The organism is Gardnerella vaginalis (assembly GCF_040427915.1).
In the GTDB taxonomy this organism is placed as follows: domain Bacteria; phylum Actinomycetota; class Actinomycetes; order Actinomycetales; family Bifidobacteriaceae; genus Bifidobacterium; species Bifidobacterium vaginale_C.
This window is the reverse complement of record NZ_JBETXJ010000002.1, coordinates 354,266-370,398: the sequence shown is the minus strand read 5'-3', so window position 1 is coordinate 370,398 and position 16,133 is coordinate 354,266. Positions and strand designations below refer to the sequence as shown.

Here is a 16,133-nt window from a genome sequence, read left to right as displayed (position 1 = left end):
AGTAGGTAAGGCAAGGAAAATCATGAAACAAGTTAATCAGGATTCTCATTTGAGCAAAATGAGAAAACATAATGGTGGTATGTCAAAAATAAGCACTGCTCTTTCTCGAACCTTCTCCTTTCGGAATATAGCAGTAGTGTTTCTGATTGTTTATTTTGTGATTTTTCTTGCCTATCCAATATATAAGGCTTTTGCAGGCAGTTTCCACGAATGGAATCCGCTTGTTGGAACATACAATTGGGTTGGGCTGGATAATTTTAAGCAGATTTTAGTAGATAAGTTATTCTGGAAGTCCATTGCAAACACCGCAATCTTTACGTTTGTATCTGTTGTATTCCGCGTTATTCTTGGCATTGGTTTTGCAATGTTGTTAAGCTCCAAGCTTGTTAAATGCAAAGACACGTTGCGAGGTCTTTTCTACATGCCAACAATTACGCCGTTGGTGGCAGTGAGCTTTGTGTGGATGTGGATGTTTGACCCGCAGTTTGGCATGATCGATAGGGTTACAGGCTTAAATATAAATTGGTTGCACAGTTCCACTTGGGCTATGCCAGCAATCATAATAATGACAATTTGGAAAGACTTTGGCTACGCAACGGTATTATATTTGGCTGGACTAATGAATCTGCCAAAAGATGTTTACGAAGCGGCAGAAATAGACGGCGCTAATAGCGTGCAAAAATTCTTTAGAATAACAGTTCCATTGCTAAAGCCAACAACACTTTTTATAGTAATCACATCTATGATTGGTTATATTCAAGCGTATGTTCAGATTCTTGTTATGACCAATGGTGGTCCAGGAACATCAACGTACACAATCAGCTACCTAATTTTTGATCAAGCGTTCCAAAAGTATAACTTTGGAATAGCATCTGCAATGAGCGTTGTTCTATTTATAATCACTGGAATCCTAACATTCATAATGTTTAAAGCGTCTAAGGATAGTGAGTTAGTATGAAAAAACAAAATCTTAAAAAGAGCATTATTGGATGGTTTCTAACAATATTCCTATTCTTATTGTCTTTCTTAACAATCGTGCCATTTATTTGGATGTTTGTATCTTCCTTTGCTCCAAACAGCGACATTGTGCGCATAGATGGGGGGCTGTTCCCAAAGCCAAGCACATTTGGGAATTACGTTGGGATTCAAGAGAAATTCGACTTTTTGAGGCTATTCTTTAACTCATTGTTTATATCGGTAGTTAAAACGGTAATAGCCATTTACACGAGTGCCGTTCTTGGATACGTGTTTGCAAAAATGAGGTTCCGTGGCAGAAATCTGCTTTTTGGAATAGTAATAAGCACGATGATGGTTCCTTGGGCAGTAACAATCATTCCGCAATACGACATGATGACTAGCTTTGGTTGGCAAGATACGTATCGTGCACTTATAGTTCCAGGCTTAATAAGCGCATTTGGAATCTTCTTATTCCGACAATCAATAAGCGGAATATCCGACGAATTGATTGAAGCAGCAAAACTAGATGGAGCTTCGGATTCTAGAATATTCCACAGAATAATTCTGCCAATGAGCCACAATACTATTGCTGCGCTCGCAATATTTACGTTCTTGTGGAATTGGGAAGACTATTTGTGGCCATTCCTTATGATTACAGACGAGAAAAAGCAGCTTCTTGCAGTTGGATTGAAGACGTTTAGCGGAAGATTTGGAACTGACTACGGCGGTTTGTTTGCTGCGGCATCGCTTGCTATTATTCCTGTAATAGTAGTGTACTTGGTGTTCCAAAAGCAGTTTATTGCTGGAATTTCAACTGGTAGTGGCAAGTAGAAGTGGTAAGTAGAAAAGATAAGTAGAAAAGGTCTGGTCTAATGACTTTACAAAACGAGAGTGAGTCGCAGGAGGCGCAAGGTGTGCAAGATGCACAAAATATCCAAGACGCGCACATTTTTTACGATTACGCTAAAAATCCGCTGGCTAAGGCAAAAGAATCGCAGGTTATAATCGGCAAAAATTGGCGAATTACGTTAATCACGGATTCGCTTGTGCGCCTTGAGTGGAGCGAAAACGGCGGATTCGTAGACGCGCCTACGCAAACAGTTGTAAGACGAAACTTCGAGAGCAGTGCGCAGATTGCCGCGGAAAAATCGCCAGCAACCGAAGATGAAGCATCGCGCGCTTTTAATCCAAAATCTGTTAATCCAAAATATAGTGTAAAAAACTTGGAAAATGGCTGGATAGAAGTCGAAACCGAAAAACTACTGATCACGTACAACCAGCAGCCGTTTAGTAAAGAGGGCTTGAGCATTGTTGTGCGCGGAGTGCCAGGCTCGCAATTCAACACATGGCATTACGGCGACGAATGCCACGGCAATTTGCTCGGCACAGCGCGAACAGTGGATGAGGCGGATGGTGCCGTAAAGCTTGGAATGGGCGTAATATCTCGCGACGGGTGGGCCGTGTTAGACGATTCGCGCTCGGCACAAATCGCGTACGCGGCTGCTGTTGATGGAAAAGAAAACCCATACGGAGCATGGGTGGAGCCGCGCGCAAAGGCGGATGGCGGCGTGTCTGGAGAAAACTCTAAAGACTTATACTTCTTTGGCTACGGTCACAACTATATAGGCGCAATTCGCGACTTTTACAAGCTTACGGGCGCGCAGCCGCTTCTTCCGCGATTCGCGCTAAGCAACTGGTGGAGCAGGTACTACAGGTATAGCCAAGACGAATATTTGCAGCTGATGAGCCGATTTAAGCGCGAAGGTATACCGTTCTCCACGGCCGTAATCGACATGGATTGGCATGTAACGGATGTGGACCCAAAGTATGGTTCGGGATGGACTGGCTACACGTGGAATCGCGATTTGTTCCCGGATCATCGTGCGTTTTTGCGCAGCCTTGCCAGCGAAGGGCTTGTTGCAACGCTTAATTTGCACCCGAGAGACGGCGTGCGCGCGTTTGAAGAAGATTATGCGCAAGTTGCGCGCGATATGGGAATTGACCCTGCAAGCGGCAAGGCAGTTGAGTTTGACCTTACAAATCCGCGCTTTTTGCGAGCATACCTAAACATGCATCGGCGCATGGAGAACGAGGGCGTTGGGTTCTGGTGGATTGATTGGCAGCAGGGCGGAGTTACAAAGCAGGCTGGCTTGGATCCGCTTTGGATGCTTAACCACGTGCATTACCAGGATTCGGGGCGTGGCGGTGCGTGGCCGCTTACGTTCTCGCGCTATGCGGGGCCTGGTTCGCACCGATACCCAGTGGGATTCTCGGGAGATAGCGTAACAACGTGGGATTCGCTGGCTTTTCAAACTTACTTTACTTCTACGGCGTCCAACATTGGCTACGGCTGGTGGAGCCATGATATTGGTGGCCACATGCTTGGCGTGCGATGCGATGAGCTGGAGGCACGCTGGTACGCTTTCGGCGCGTTTAGCCCGATTAATCGCCTTCACTCCAGCTGCTCGCCGTTTGCGGGCAAAGAGCCGTGGAATTTCCCGGCTGAGACGCGCAATGCGATGGTTAAAATGCTGCGACTTCGCGCGCAATTGCTGCCTTATTTATATACGATGAATTATCGCGCGGCGGTTGATGGCAGACCAATCGTAGAGCCAATGTATTGGCAATCGCCAGAAACGCTTGCAGCATACGAGATGCCGAACGAGTACCGTTTTGGCAGCCAGCTTGTTGTTGCGCCAATCGTTAGCAAGGGGTGCGAGCAAGTTGAGCGCGGATGCACTGCCGTCTGGCTTCCAGAAGGCGATTGGTACGATTTCTTTGACGGAAGGCGCTATGTTTCGCGCGGCTGTGCTGGGCGCAGGTTTGAGGTTTGGCGAGGAATCGACCGCGTGCCAGCGTTTGCGCGCGCTGGTGCCATTATTCCAATGCAAGTTTTGCCGAGCGAAGCGTCTTGCGCAAGTAGCGATCAGGCGGCGGCTGCTGTTAATAGCGTTGAAAATCCGCGATCTTTGCGCGTTCTTGCATTCCCAGCTGCGAACGGCGAGTTTGTGATGCGCGAAGATAATGGTTGCTTTGAAGACGCGTGCGCTGGGAAAACTGCCGATACGCGCATGGAGTTGATTTGGCGCGACGGCAACGCATCTACACAATTTGTGATCAACGCTGCAACGGGTTGTGATAGTGCTGTTTCTTCGCTGCCTTCTAATCGCGATTGGAGCGTGGTGTTTAGAGGCGTGGCTTGCCCAGACTTTTCGCGCGTTCGCGTTTTTGTTGGGGAAAATCAGCTTGAATCTAAGGCTGTAGAAGTTTCATATGAAGGCGAAGAATCTACGCTAAGTCTTACTGTTTCTGTGCACAATGTGCCTGTTTGTGATTGCGTGCGAGTGATTGTGGATGGCGGTTTGCAAATTGCGCAAGACCCTAAGGTTGGCGATTGCTACAGGTTGCTTTTACAGGCGCAAATGCCGTACCGCGGCAAGGAGATTGCTTTTGATGCGATTCGCCAGGCTGGTGGCAGCGCGAGTGCTATAAGCGAGCTTTGTGCGCTTGAGTACACTAGCGAAAGCGAGTTTGAGCGCCATCAGCAAAGCGTTGACTTGACTAACGCACATGCGCCGCAGCACCCAGAGGTTGCTAAGTGGGCGCAATGGAAGTGCACGTTGCCTGATTCGGTTAAGCGCGCGCTTGAGGAGATTTTACTTCGTAGCGCTGAGCTTGCTTAAGGTTGAAAGCACAGTGTGCTTTCAACGCAAGCGAAGACGTGAGCGCGCTGTAACGCGCGAGCGATATTCCTGCTTAATGTTGCGTGAGGGCTGGGTGTTTCTTGTCTCACAACGCTCTGCCTCTTGCGTGTTGGTTGTTGTTGCGGTTGTTCCGATTTGGTTTTGATTTTGTTTTTGTGTTGAAGTTTGTTTGTAGTGGTGGCTCATTGGATTATTTGGTATCGGCTGCCGCTCTTATACTGTTCGACCAAGAATCACCCAGCCCTCACTGGCATTCTGTTCTTGGTTTTGTTTACCAACACGCCAGATAAGTAAACAAAGTCGGGGGAGCATTCTTGGTTTTGTGGACTTATATGACTGATAAGTAAACAAAAGCAAGAACCCACTCTTGTTTTTGTTTACCAACACGCCAGATAAGTAAACAAAATCGGGGAAGTGTTCTTGATTTTGTTTACTTGAAGTCAAGTTCTATTCAGGGCGAAAAATCTCGAATCTCCGCCGCACTTTATGCAGTCAGCGCGAACGATTCCACTTACTTGGCGTTGTGTGAGGGCTGGGTGTTTCTACACTCGCGAGGGGTATTCCCGCGTTTGTTTATTGAAACGCCAAATATGGGAACAAACGCGGGCAAGTATTCCTGCTCTTGTTTACATATCAACCTGATATGGGAACAAACGCGGGATAAAAGAAAAAGCGCGCTGCAGAGGGTCTAAAAATGTGATTTGTATCATATACAAATGTTTAGATGAGTGAGCTAAAAGTGGCGGTTGACTCGCCAGAATCGCAAGAATTTTTGAAAAAAATATCTCGCAAAAACCCTTAAAATAAAAGGCTTGGGGGGGGGGGGGTATGTATCCCCCGAAGCTATAAACATTTGTTAGTTGTCTTCAAAATTTTTTCTAAAATGTTATAATGATTTATCAAAGGCTAGATACATCATTATAGATGTACGCTATAAGACTGTGTAAAACTATTGTCAAAAACTATAGGGCTTTGAGGGCCACGGTTGGCGCGCAAAGCAATATCAAATAAATCGAATTAAACTCACGAAAGAGGAGAACATGACTACAAAATCTGGTAAACACGCCAACAAGACATTTGGTTCTGCAAAAGATAAGTCTGCAAAGGTTGTTGACATGCGCAAAGTGGCTGCTCTTTCGGCTGGTGCTGCTGGCGTAATTGCTGGCGCGGCGATTGCTTTTGGCGCAACTCCTGCAATGGCTGCGGAGGCTGCTACTGCGCCTGTTAATACGAATGATTCTGCAAAGGAGCAGAATTTAGTTGCTAAGAAGAATGCTGAGGCTGAGGATTCTAAGAAGACTGCGACAGATACTACTAAGAAGGATGATGCTTCTAAGGTTGAGGCTTCTAAGAAAGCTGAGCCTTCTAATAAAAATAGTGTAGATACTAAGTCTGTTGTGGAGGCTCCTCAGCAGACTAAGGTGGAGGCGCCTACTGATAGTAAGAAATCCGCAGATGCTAAGCAGAGTGTAGAACCTAAGGTAACTGCTGCTCCTATTACATCGACTGAATCAGCTAAAGAGAATAAGACTGGTAAGACTGAGAGCACTAAGGGCGAGAACTCTAAGGCTGATGGTAAGTCTGTAGATAATAAGGATAATAAGTCTGCGACTACTGATGATAATAAGACTAATGTAGCTAGTAGCGCCACTGCAGAAACTCCTGCAAGGCGCACAAAGCGTGCGGTGAAAGAAAATCCACAAACTGATGCCGCTACATCTGAAAATCAGAATCGCGCTTCTAATGGTGACATAAAAGAAGTAGCTTTCTCTAGTCAAACAGGTGAAATGCCGAACGTTTATGGCTTTGGCACAGTGGATAATCAGTATGATGAGCAACTCGCAAATAATCCTATAATATTTAAGCTTCCTAAACAGCAAGATGCTAATGGAGCAGATAAGGCTGTTACGCGTGTAGCTGTATTTCCTTCAACTTCAAACCATATTAATACCAAAAAAACTGCAGGAAGTATTGATTTTGATTCCGACAATAACGGACATCAGCCATATTCTGGCGAATATGTGTTTGAAAAGAACGTTGATGGTTCTGCAACACTTACCATGAATAGGATTTTCCGTAAAGATGAACGTGGTGATTCCAAAGGTATTAAGAATGCGCAAGGTTATTCTGCAACACGTTCGATTCAGATTAATCCAACTCCAGTTCCTGGAAGTGCTAAAGAAGATGCAGTATCAGATCAATTCAGAGCGGCTCTGTTAGTACCTCCGAAAAGTGCTGGAACTATTGTTAAAAAAGTAAGTGATGCTGCTATCACCGAAAAAGATGTCAACAATGCTATGGATGATGCTAAAAAGAATGGCAAAACAACGCATGTTAACAAGAGTGGTATTGATGGTCTATCGCTAGAAGCACAAATTCAAGCGTTAAGCAAGGTTGGTAAACGAAAGTTAGATACTATCGATGAGAAAATTCCTACTAGCAGCAACGAATACGATCAGAATGCATTAACGAAAGCAAATAGTAAAGTTGGTGTATCTATCGTAGATACTCATTTCGTTACCGATCTTGGTTTTAAGTCGCAGGCTATTCCGCTGACTATTGTGCGTTATAACGATGTTATTGAAAAGCCGATTGTTGAAGACCCGAATAATCTTTCGGCTGAAGTTCAGGAAGAAATTAAGACGAAGCTTGCCAAGATTAATGGCGTTACGGCAGATAAGATTTCGTTTGATAAAGGTAATGCTGTAATTAATTTCGACGGCGTGGATACTGAGGATGCGCCGAAGATCGCTGTGCGCGACCTTGTGTTGAAGAAGGTTGCAGAAAAGGATGTTACCGTTCCAACTGGTGACAAAGCAGTCTTTGTTGCCAACCCACTCGATTACTCAACCGCGGAGCTTAACCGAATCAAGCAGTCGATTTTTGAGGCCAACAAGACCAATACAGAACTTGGCCTTACCAGTGTAGATCAGATTTCGCTTGAATATCTTAAGGGCAATTTTACTAAAGCTGGTCAAGCTAATCAGGGCATCTCGAACGGTCAGGCGGAAAACACGATTACCGTTAAAATCAAGACCGATAAGGCGGTTGCCGAGTTTACGTCTGATATAAAGGCGAATAAGCTTACAAAGCTTCCAAATATTCGTACGGATTACGACGTTTCGTGGACTAAAACCAAGATTGATGGTCGCGACACCGACGAAGGTATTTCTTGGAGTAATGATCAGAAAACCACTATCATCTACCGTTACGACCCAACTAAAGCAGAAGAGTTTAATACAACAAAGATTCTTGGTTTGCTGAAAGCTACACCAAAGAATCCAAAGTCTGGTTTGCGTGACCTTCAGGGCGGCGAGCTGCTTTCCTATGAAGGTACAGGGAATACCGCGCAAAAGTCGCACATGCACTATGCGTTGCAAAATGGCGAGCCAACGGGCGAGCTAACGCTTGGCAATATGGACGGCGCTTATTGGTATGGGAATCAGAAAGTCTCTAATTCTGACGTAGACCTCGGTGATAATTTATCAGAAGCTGGTTCGTATACATGGGATGAAGAAGCTGGCTCTGTAACGGTGGCTGCTAAAAAGGGCAAGATTTTCAAGGCACGTCTGTTTGTTGAGCCGTATGCAATGTCGTACTATAAGGATGTTTATCTGGAGAAAAATCGACATCCAGGCAATACGGCAAAGGCAATTAACGTTATCTTTGTGCCGCAGATGAATCATAAGACGAAAGATTTGAAGACATCTGTTGAGGAGCACAAGACTGTTGCTGTTGAGGGCAATGAAGTTCCAACGCAGCATGAGTACTACAACGCGTCGGACAAGGTAAAGAGCGACTACGATGATGCACTCAAAGTTGCTAAAGCTTTGTACGAGCAAGTTAAAGATACAAAAGAGTCTGACCTTACTGAGAAGCAAAAAGCTGATATTGACAATGCGACCATTAAGTTAGACAAGGCTCGCAAGGCTCTTGATGGTGACGCTACCAAGAAGGATAAGCTGAGTGCCTCGATTGATGCTAATGGTAAAGCTGCCGAAGGCGCTACCGCTGAAAAACCTGGTACTGTAACTACTGATAGGTATAAGAATGTTACTGAGCCTGACTTCAAGGATGCAAGTGGTCAGCCTGATACCAAGAAGAATGAAGCTGCTAAAGCCGCCAAGAAGGCTTACGATGAAGCGCTCGCTGAAGCTAATAAGGTAAAGGACGACAAGAACGCCACGCAAAAGGCTGTTGACGAAGCCAAGGCAAAGCTTGATGCTGCACGCGCAAAGCTTAATGACTTCACCACCAACAAAGAAAAGCTTAACGCTGCTATTGCTGAGCATGGCAAGGTGAAGGATGGTAGGGACAATCAGGGCACTCAAACGCTGACTAACGCCGACCCAGCTTATCAAAACGCAACTGATGGTGAGCGCACAGCTTACGATAACGCTGTAAAGAAGGCAAAGGATCTTTCAGCAGATCCAAACGCTTCTCAAAAGGACGTTAACGCTGCAATTACAGCTCTTGAGAATGCTAAGAAGGCGCTTGATGCTAAAGCTACCGATAAGTCGCAGCTGATAACTGCTGAAAAGCTCACCTTTGATAATCCTGAGCCGGACAAGCCAAACGGCAAAAAGAGCACTTTCTACAAGAATGCCTTTGACAAGCAGACTAGCGGCGCTAATGATCAAGAAAAGCAAGCTGCTAAAACCGCTGTTGACAACTATAACAACGCGTTAGATAATGCGCGCAAGGTTCTTAAGAACGATAAAGCAACTCAGGCTGAAGTTGACGATGCTAAAAAGAAGCTTGAAGCTGCTGAAAAAGTATTGCATGAAAAATATGCAAGTAACGCTGATGAACTTACGAAAGTGCTTGCGGATAACTTTAGCGGTTACCTGATGCCTGCATACTTTAACGCTTTTGATAAGGCGCAAGCAGGTGATACTGACGCCAAGAAAGCGTTCAAAGATTACAACGATGCTTATCAAAAAGCCAAGGAGCTTAAGCAAAAGCTAGAAGAAGCTAAGAATGGTGGAACTGCTCCAGATCAAAGATTGATTAATGAAGCCAAGACAGCTCTTGAAAAAGCTCGTACTGTTATTGACAAGTATGCAACTAACACCAGCAGGCTTTCGGCAGCTGTATTTAATGACCTCGCAATACAAAACAGCCCAGCGTATAAGAATGCATCTGCAGATGATGCAAGTGTAGAGGCAAAGGCTGCTAAGACTAGGTATGACAAAGCTGTAGAGAAGCTACACCAGGCGCTTAATAAACAGATGCCTAAGGATCAAGCAAATGGTAAGGATATTCCTGATACGAATACCCCTGAGAAGGACGGCAACCTTGATGACAAAGACTACCTGAAGAATATTCAGGCACATGCGCAAGGTGAGCCGCTTGATAAGGATATTGATGCAATTCTTAAGGGAATGAATGAAGCAGTTGCTGACTTGAACAAGTTTGCTGCAACCAATACTGACGATTTGCTTAAGTCGATTAACGAGCATGACAACACCAAGCAGACGCCTGAGTATAAGAATGCTTCGCATCCTGATTTCAAGAATGATGACGGAACAACTGCTGATGATGCTAAGAATGATGCCGCTAAAAGGGCTGTAGATGAGTATGGTGCTGCTCTTAATGCAGCAAAAGACTTGCTCAAGAAGCCTGATGCAACGCAGAAGGAAGTTAATGATGCGCTTAAGACCTTGAACGAGAAGCGTTCGGCTCTTGACGCCTACAACACCGACACCGACAAGCTCAAGGAAAGCGTAAAGAAGCACGGCTCTACAGATGGCGCTGCACCTACAGAAGGCACGCAAACTTCTGATGCGTATCGCAATGCGTCTGATCCTCACTTCATGAAGGAAGATAACGGCAAGCTTGTTCCTGATGACACCAAGAACAACGCTGCTGCTGCAGCCAAAAAGGCATACGACAAAGCGTTAGCTGAAGCTCAGGAATTGCTTAAGAAGGCAGATTCTGATAGCAAGACGCCTTTGGATGCGCAGCCAACTCAAAAAGAAATTGATGCCGCGCTTAAGGATCTTGACGATGCTCGTACTGAGATTGAGAAGTATAAGACCGTTACTACTGGTCTTGAGACAGAAATTAATAAGTCTACTGCTGAGCATGCTCCCGTTACTGAAGACGACTTCGAGTATACGCCAGAGTTCAAGAACGCTGATGCTAAGAAGAAGGACGGTGCTGACGGCAATAAGGTAGACAATGATGATGTGAAAGCGTACAAGGATGCTTTGGCAAAAGCACGCAAGTTGGCGCAAGATAACACATCTGGCACCCTCAGCGATCATCCAACTCAGAAGCAGATTGATGAAGCTCTTGAGGCTTTGAAGAAAGCTAAGCAAAACATCGTTGACGGCTACAAGACGGACGTTGATAAGCTTAAGCAAGCCAAGCAATATGCAGAAGATGTATTCAAGAAGACGCCTGAATACAAGAATGCTACTGCTATCAAGGATGACGCTAACAACGCTAAGCATGAGCAGGCTGGTAAGGACTTGGGTGATGCTACTAAGCAAACTGGTTTTGAAGGTCAGATTGCTAAGATTGCTGAAAAGCTTAAGGATACAAACAAGCTTACTCAGCGTGAGGTTGATGCGTTAGTAAAGCAGCTCAAGAACTATCAGAATACTATTGCTGATAGTTATAAGACTAATGTAACTCCGCTTTCTAACGAAGTCGGCGATAAAGATCAAGATGGCAAACCTGTAACTCCTAAGTTTGAAGAGTCGGTTGCGTACAAGAATGCGCTCGAAAAGAAGAACGCTGAATCTGAAGAGGATGCAAAGAAAGATGATTCCGCAACTAAGAAGCTGGAAGCTTACAACGAGAAGCTCAAGGCCGCGCAGGAACTTATCAACAAGGTGAATAACCCAGATTCGAATGCTGATGTTGATAAGCAGCCAACTAATGCTGATGTTAAGAAAGCTTTGGATGAGTTGCAACAGGCAAAGAAAGCTATCGATGACGCCTTTACGACCGATGCTAAGGCTTTGAATACTGAAGCTGCGAAGTCTACTGCTGACGGAGGCACAGTAGCGGATGCTGACTTTGAGGCTACTACTGAGTTCAAGAACGCTGATTCTAAGAAGGCTGATGGCGACAAGGATAATGCTGACGTCACTGCTTATAAGGATGCGTTGAAGAAAGCTAGGACTTTGCTTGGCAAGTTCGATGAGAACGGTAAGCCAAAGCCTGGTGAAAAGGACATCCCATCCCAGAAGGAAGTTGACAAGGCTCTAAAGGAACTTCAAGATGCTAAGAAGAAGATTACTAACGTCTACAAGACTGATCCTTCTAAGCTGAAGTCTGAAGCAGATGCTGATGGCGACTTCACCAAGACTCCTGAGTATCAGAATGCTCAAGCTAAGGATGATGATGCGTCTAAGCAGGCTCTTGAAGCTTATAAGACGGCTTTGGATGACGCTAAGAAGGTTCTTGGTGACGCTAATGCTACCCAGGCTCAGGTTGATGATGCTTTGAAGAAGCTTCAGGATGCTAAGTCTAAGCTTTCGGATGGTTATAAGACTAATAAGTCTGATTTGACTGTTGAGGCTGGTAAGGATTCTGATTTCACTAAGACTCCTGAGTATCAGAATGCTCAAGCTAAGGGTGATGATGCGTCTAAGCAGGCTCTTGAAGCCTACAAGAAGGCGCTCGATGAGGCGAACACGGTTCTTGGCGACAAGAATGCTACGCAGGCTCAGGTTGATGAGGCTTTGAAGAAGCTTCAGGATGCTAAGTCTAAGCTTTCGGATGGTTATAAGACTAATAAGTCTGATTTGACTGCTGAGGCTGGTAAGGATTCTGATTTCACTAAGACTCCTGAGTATCAGAATGCTGTTGGTTCTCCTGAGGCTGAGGCTTACAAGCAGGCGCTTGAGGATGCTAAGAAGGTTCTTGGTGATAAGAATGCTACGCAGGCTCAGGTTGACGCTGCTTTGAAGAAGCTTCAGGATGCTAAGCAGAAGCTTGCTGATTCTCATAAGACTGATAAGTCTGATTTGAATACTGAGGCGGGCAATGATCCTGATTTCCGTAAGTCTATTCCGTTTATTATTGGTAAGGCTGCTGATGTTGCGGAGTATCAGCAGGCGTTGAATGATGCGGATAGTGTTATTAAGGATCCTAATGCTACGCAGGATCAGGTTGATCAGGCTCTTCGTAGGCTTCGTGATGCTAAGCAAAAGTTGATTGATTCTTATAATAGGCTTATTAATAGTGGTAGTGGTGTTGGTAGTGGTTCTGACTATGATTTTGGAACCGATACCGATGTTAATACTGGTGTTGGTGTTAATGATTCGAATACTACTAGTGTTAATAATGTTGTTGATAAGAGTGTTTTGCAGGCTGAGGTTGATCAAGCTCTTGGTGATGTTTCGGCTAATGCTAATGGTGTAGTGGCTGATTCTAGCTTGGTGAGTGAGTTTAATGCGGCTTTGGATTATGCTCGTTTAGTGTTAGCGGACGCTAATGCTACTCAGGGGCAGGTTGATTCTGCTTTGGCTCGTTTGCGTGCTGCGCGTGCAGCTTTGCGTGATGGAATGCTCGCGGCGCGTAACTCTGCTGGAATGAATCTCAAGCGTGGTGACGTGAGTGGCGTTAATACTGGCGCTAGCTCCTCGGTGTTTGCTGCTTTCGCTGCGGTGTTTGCTGGACTCGGAGTGGCTGGTGCTGCGTCTAAGCGTAGGAGGCATTCGGCTCGTTAGTTTAATCTGTAGCAGTGTGTGATGCTGCTACGATTGGAGTAATGTAAATTAATGGCTTGGGGATAGTTTCTTCAAGCCATTAATTATTTGTTTGTTTTCCGCATTTTATTTGTTGTTGTAAAGAAGAAAACGCCGAAGAAAACGCCGATAACATAGCAAAGAAAACTAAAAATAACATTTTGAAGAACATTGCTAAGAACATACCAATGGATTTAGTAATTTTTCACAAAAGTGTTAAAATCCCTAACTGTGGCTTATGCAAAGCAAAATTGCAAATCACCCGCATGGGTGCGTTTGCATGATTGCACTACCGCAAATAATCGCCAGTAGTTGTGATTGCAAAAGCCAAAAAGAGAAAATAATCTAAAAAATAATCTAAAAAACAGTCTAAAAGGTTTAAAGTTAACCAAAATAGACGAAACACGGGAGCTTGTTCTATACAGGCTGAGAGGGCGAAAGCCGACCGTAAACCTGATGCGGGTAATGCCGCCGTAGGGAAGGAGTATTATGCGAAATATTCGTATTATTGGTGCAGGTATCATTGGTTTAGCAACAGCATGGAGGCTTACGGAAGCTGGCGTAAAAGTTAGCATAATTGATCCAGATCCAGTCTCCGGTGCTTCTCACCATGCTGCCGGCATGTTAGCTCCTACCGCAGAAATGCAATATCAGCAGGATGCCTTGTATCCGCTCATGTTTGAGTCTGCAACTATGTATAAGGAATTGGTTGATTCGGTTGCAAAATACACCGATAAGCCAACTGGCTACTTAGAGTGCGGATCTTACGTAATTGGCGGTGATGCTGCAGATAACGAGCACGTAAACGAGTTGCTAAACTTGCAGCATCGTTACGGACGTAGAGCTGAGCATATTTCTGTGAGTAAGCTTCGTGAAATTGAGCCTGCGCTTTCGCCGACGATTGCAGGCGCTGTAAGCGTTCCAGATGATCATCAGATTAATCCTCGTCTTTTCACTGCAGCAATGATTGATGCACTTGAAAAGCGTGGTGTTGTTATTGAGCGTCGCGCAAGCACTCCAGACGATTTGGGTCCAGACACAGTTTTGGCATCTGGTTTGGGTGCTAAGGATATGCTTCCTCAGCTTAAGCTTCGTGCTGTGTGGGGCGATATGATTCGTATGACTATTCCAGAGCCTTTGCGCCCAATTTTGAGCTCTGTGGTTCGTGGTTTTGTGCACGATCGCCCAGTGTATTTGGTGCCTCGCGCTAAGGAAACAGGCGAGCTTGTGCTCGGCGCTACTTCTCGCGAAGACGACCGCGATATTCCAAAGGTTGGCGGTGTGCTTGATTTGCTCCGCGATGCAGCAAGCGTACTTCCTGGCATTCAGGAATGCTCGATTACAGAGGTTACCGCTGGTGGACGCCCTGGAACTCCAGACGATTTACCATTCATTGGCATTGATCCTAAGACGCACACAACTATTTCTACTGGTTACTTCCGTCACGGAATTTTGCTCACAGCTTTGGGTTCTTCTTTGACTACAAAGCTTGTGCTTGAGCAAGAGTTGACTGAGAAGGAAAAGGGCTTCTTGGAGAGCTGCAATCCTGCTCGCTTCTAGTGAAGAAAGTTCCTAGTTACGCAAGTTTCTAGAAACGCAAGTTTTAATAGACGTTAATAAAGGTTGAATTATGCAAATCGTCGTCAATGGTGAAACCACTCAAGTGAAGGATAACTTGACTATTGCCCAACTTGTTGCACAACTCTACGGATCTGACTTAGGTTTTGGCATTGCGGTCGCCATTGGCGACGATGTGCTTAAGCGCGCCCAATGGGAATCAACCATCATCTGCGATGGGGATAAAATCGAAATTCTCAGCGCTGTTCAGGGCGGATGACCCTCAATAGGCGACTGATCCACAATAGCGGTTGATTTCAAATAATTTGAGTATAGTTTCAAAAAATTTATATAAAAGGCTTAAAATGGCAGAAAATAATACAGAAAATAATGAAGAAAATGTCGATACTTGGCAGCTTTGTGGTAAAACCTTACATTCAAGGCTTTTGCTTGGCACTGGTGGAATGACAAGCATTGACATTATGGAAAAGTCACTTGTTGCTTCAGGTGCGGAAGTAGCGACTGTTGCTTTACGTCGTCACGCAAAAACTGGCGTGGATATTTACGGCATGTTGCAACGCCATAATATTAACGTTTTGCCAAATACTGCTGGTTGCAAAACTGCTCATGATGCTGTTCTTACAGCAAAAATGGCTCGTGAATCACTTGGAACTGATTGGATTAAGCTCGAAGTGATTGCAGACGACGATACTTTGCTCCCAGATACTCGCGAAGTCTTGCTTGCTGCCGAAAAGCTAGTTGAAGAAGGATTCAGCGTGCTTTGCTACACGAATGACGACCCGATTGTGGCTCGTCGTCTTGTGTCGCTTGGCGTAAAGGCTGTTATGCCAGGGGGTGCTCCAATTGGAACTGGACTTGGTATTTTAAATCCTCGAAACATTGAGCTGATTGTTCAAGAAAGCAAAGAAGCTGGCGTTCCTGTGATTTTGGATGCTGGAGTTGGCACTGCTTCCGATGTTGTTAAAGCTTTCGAAATCGGTTGCTCTGGCGTGCTTCTTGCAAGCGCTGTAACTCGCTGCCCAGATCCTGTAAAGATGGGTCGCGCAATGGCTGCTGCTGTTACTGCTGGAAAGCTTGCTCACGATGCTGGTCGTATTCCTAAGCGTGAGCATGCGCTCGCTTCTTCGCCTGTTGAAGGTCGCGCTTGGGCTGATGCAGTACTGTAAATTTTGTACTGTAATTGATTCAG

7 protein-coding genes are annotated in these 16,133 nt (G+C 45.2%); all 7 read left to right on the top strand.

Annotated elements, in window-relative coordinates:
* The first annotated feature begins 22 nt into the window (after positions 1-22).
* The 7 genes from ABVC65_RS01475 (at position 23) to ABVC65_RS01445 (ending at position 16,110) form a co-directional block, all read left to right on the top strand.
* A complete protein-coding gene (locus ABVC65_RS01475) occupies positions 23-958 on the top strand; it encodes a carbohydrate ABC transporter permease (protein ID WP_116692464.1) in 936 nt (311 codons plus the stop codon).
* Positions 955-1,788, top strand: coding sequence for a carbohydrate ABC transporter permease (locus tag ABVC65_RS01470; protein WP_004124111.1), 834 nt, complete (start codon positions 955-957; stop codon positions 1,786-1,788). The genes ABVC65_RS01475 and ABVC65_RS01470 overlap by 4 nt, the downstream gene beginning before the upstream one ends.
* A gap of 41 nt (positions 1,789-1,829) precedes the next feature.
* The gene (locus ABVC65_RS01465) at positions 1,830-4,640 is read left to right on the top strand and encodes a TIM-barrel domain-containing protein (RefSeq protein WP_353582432.1); all 2,811 of its coding nucleotides are present in this window, start codon (positions 1,830-1,832) and stop codon (positions 4,638-4,640) included.
* Between the two features lie 1,061 nt (positions 4,641-5,701).
* Positions 5,702-13,348 (top strand): peptidase, encoded by a 7,647-nt coding sequence (locus tag ABVC65_RS01460; protein WP_353582431.1) that lies wholly within the window; start codon positions 5,702-5,704, stop codon positions 13,346-13,348.
* A gap of 507 nt (positions 13,349-13,855) precedes the next feature.
* On the top strand, positions 13,856-14,926 hold the full coding sequence (gene thiO, locus ABVC65_RS01455; RefSeq protein ID WP_020760071.1) for a glycine oxidase ThiO: 1,071 nt from the start codon (positions 13,856-13,858) through the stop codon (positions 14,924-14,926).
* A gap of 70 nt (positions 14,927-14,996) precedes the next feature.
* A complete protein-coding gene (thiS, locus tag ABVC65_RS01450) occupies positions 14,997-15,203 on the top strand; it encodes a sulfur carrier protein ThiS (RefSeq protein WP_353582430.1) in 207 nt (68 codons plus the stop codon).
* 85 nt (positions 15,204-15,288) lie between these two features.
* Positions 15,289-16,110, top strand: a complete 822-nt coding sequence (locus tag ABVC65_RS01445) for a thiazole synthase (protein ID WP_004123132.1) — start codon at positions 15,289-15,291, stop codon at positions 16,108-16,110.
* The last annotated feature ends 23 nt before the right edge of the window (positions 16,111-16,133 follow it).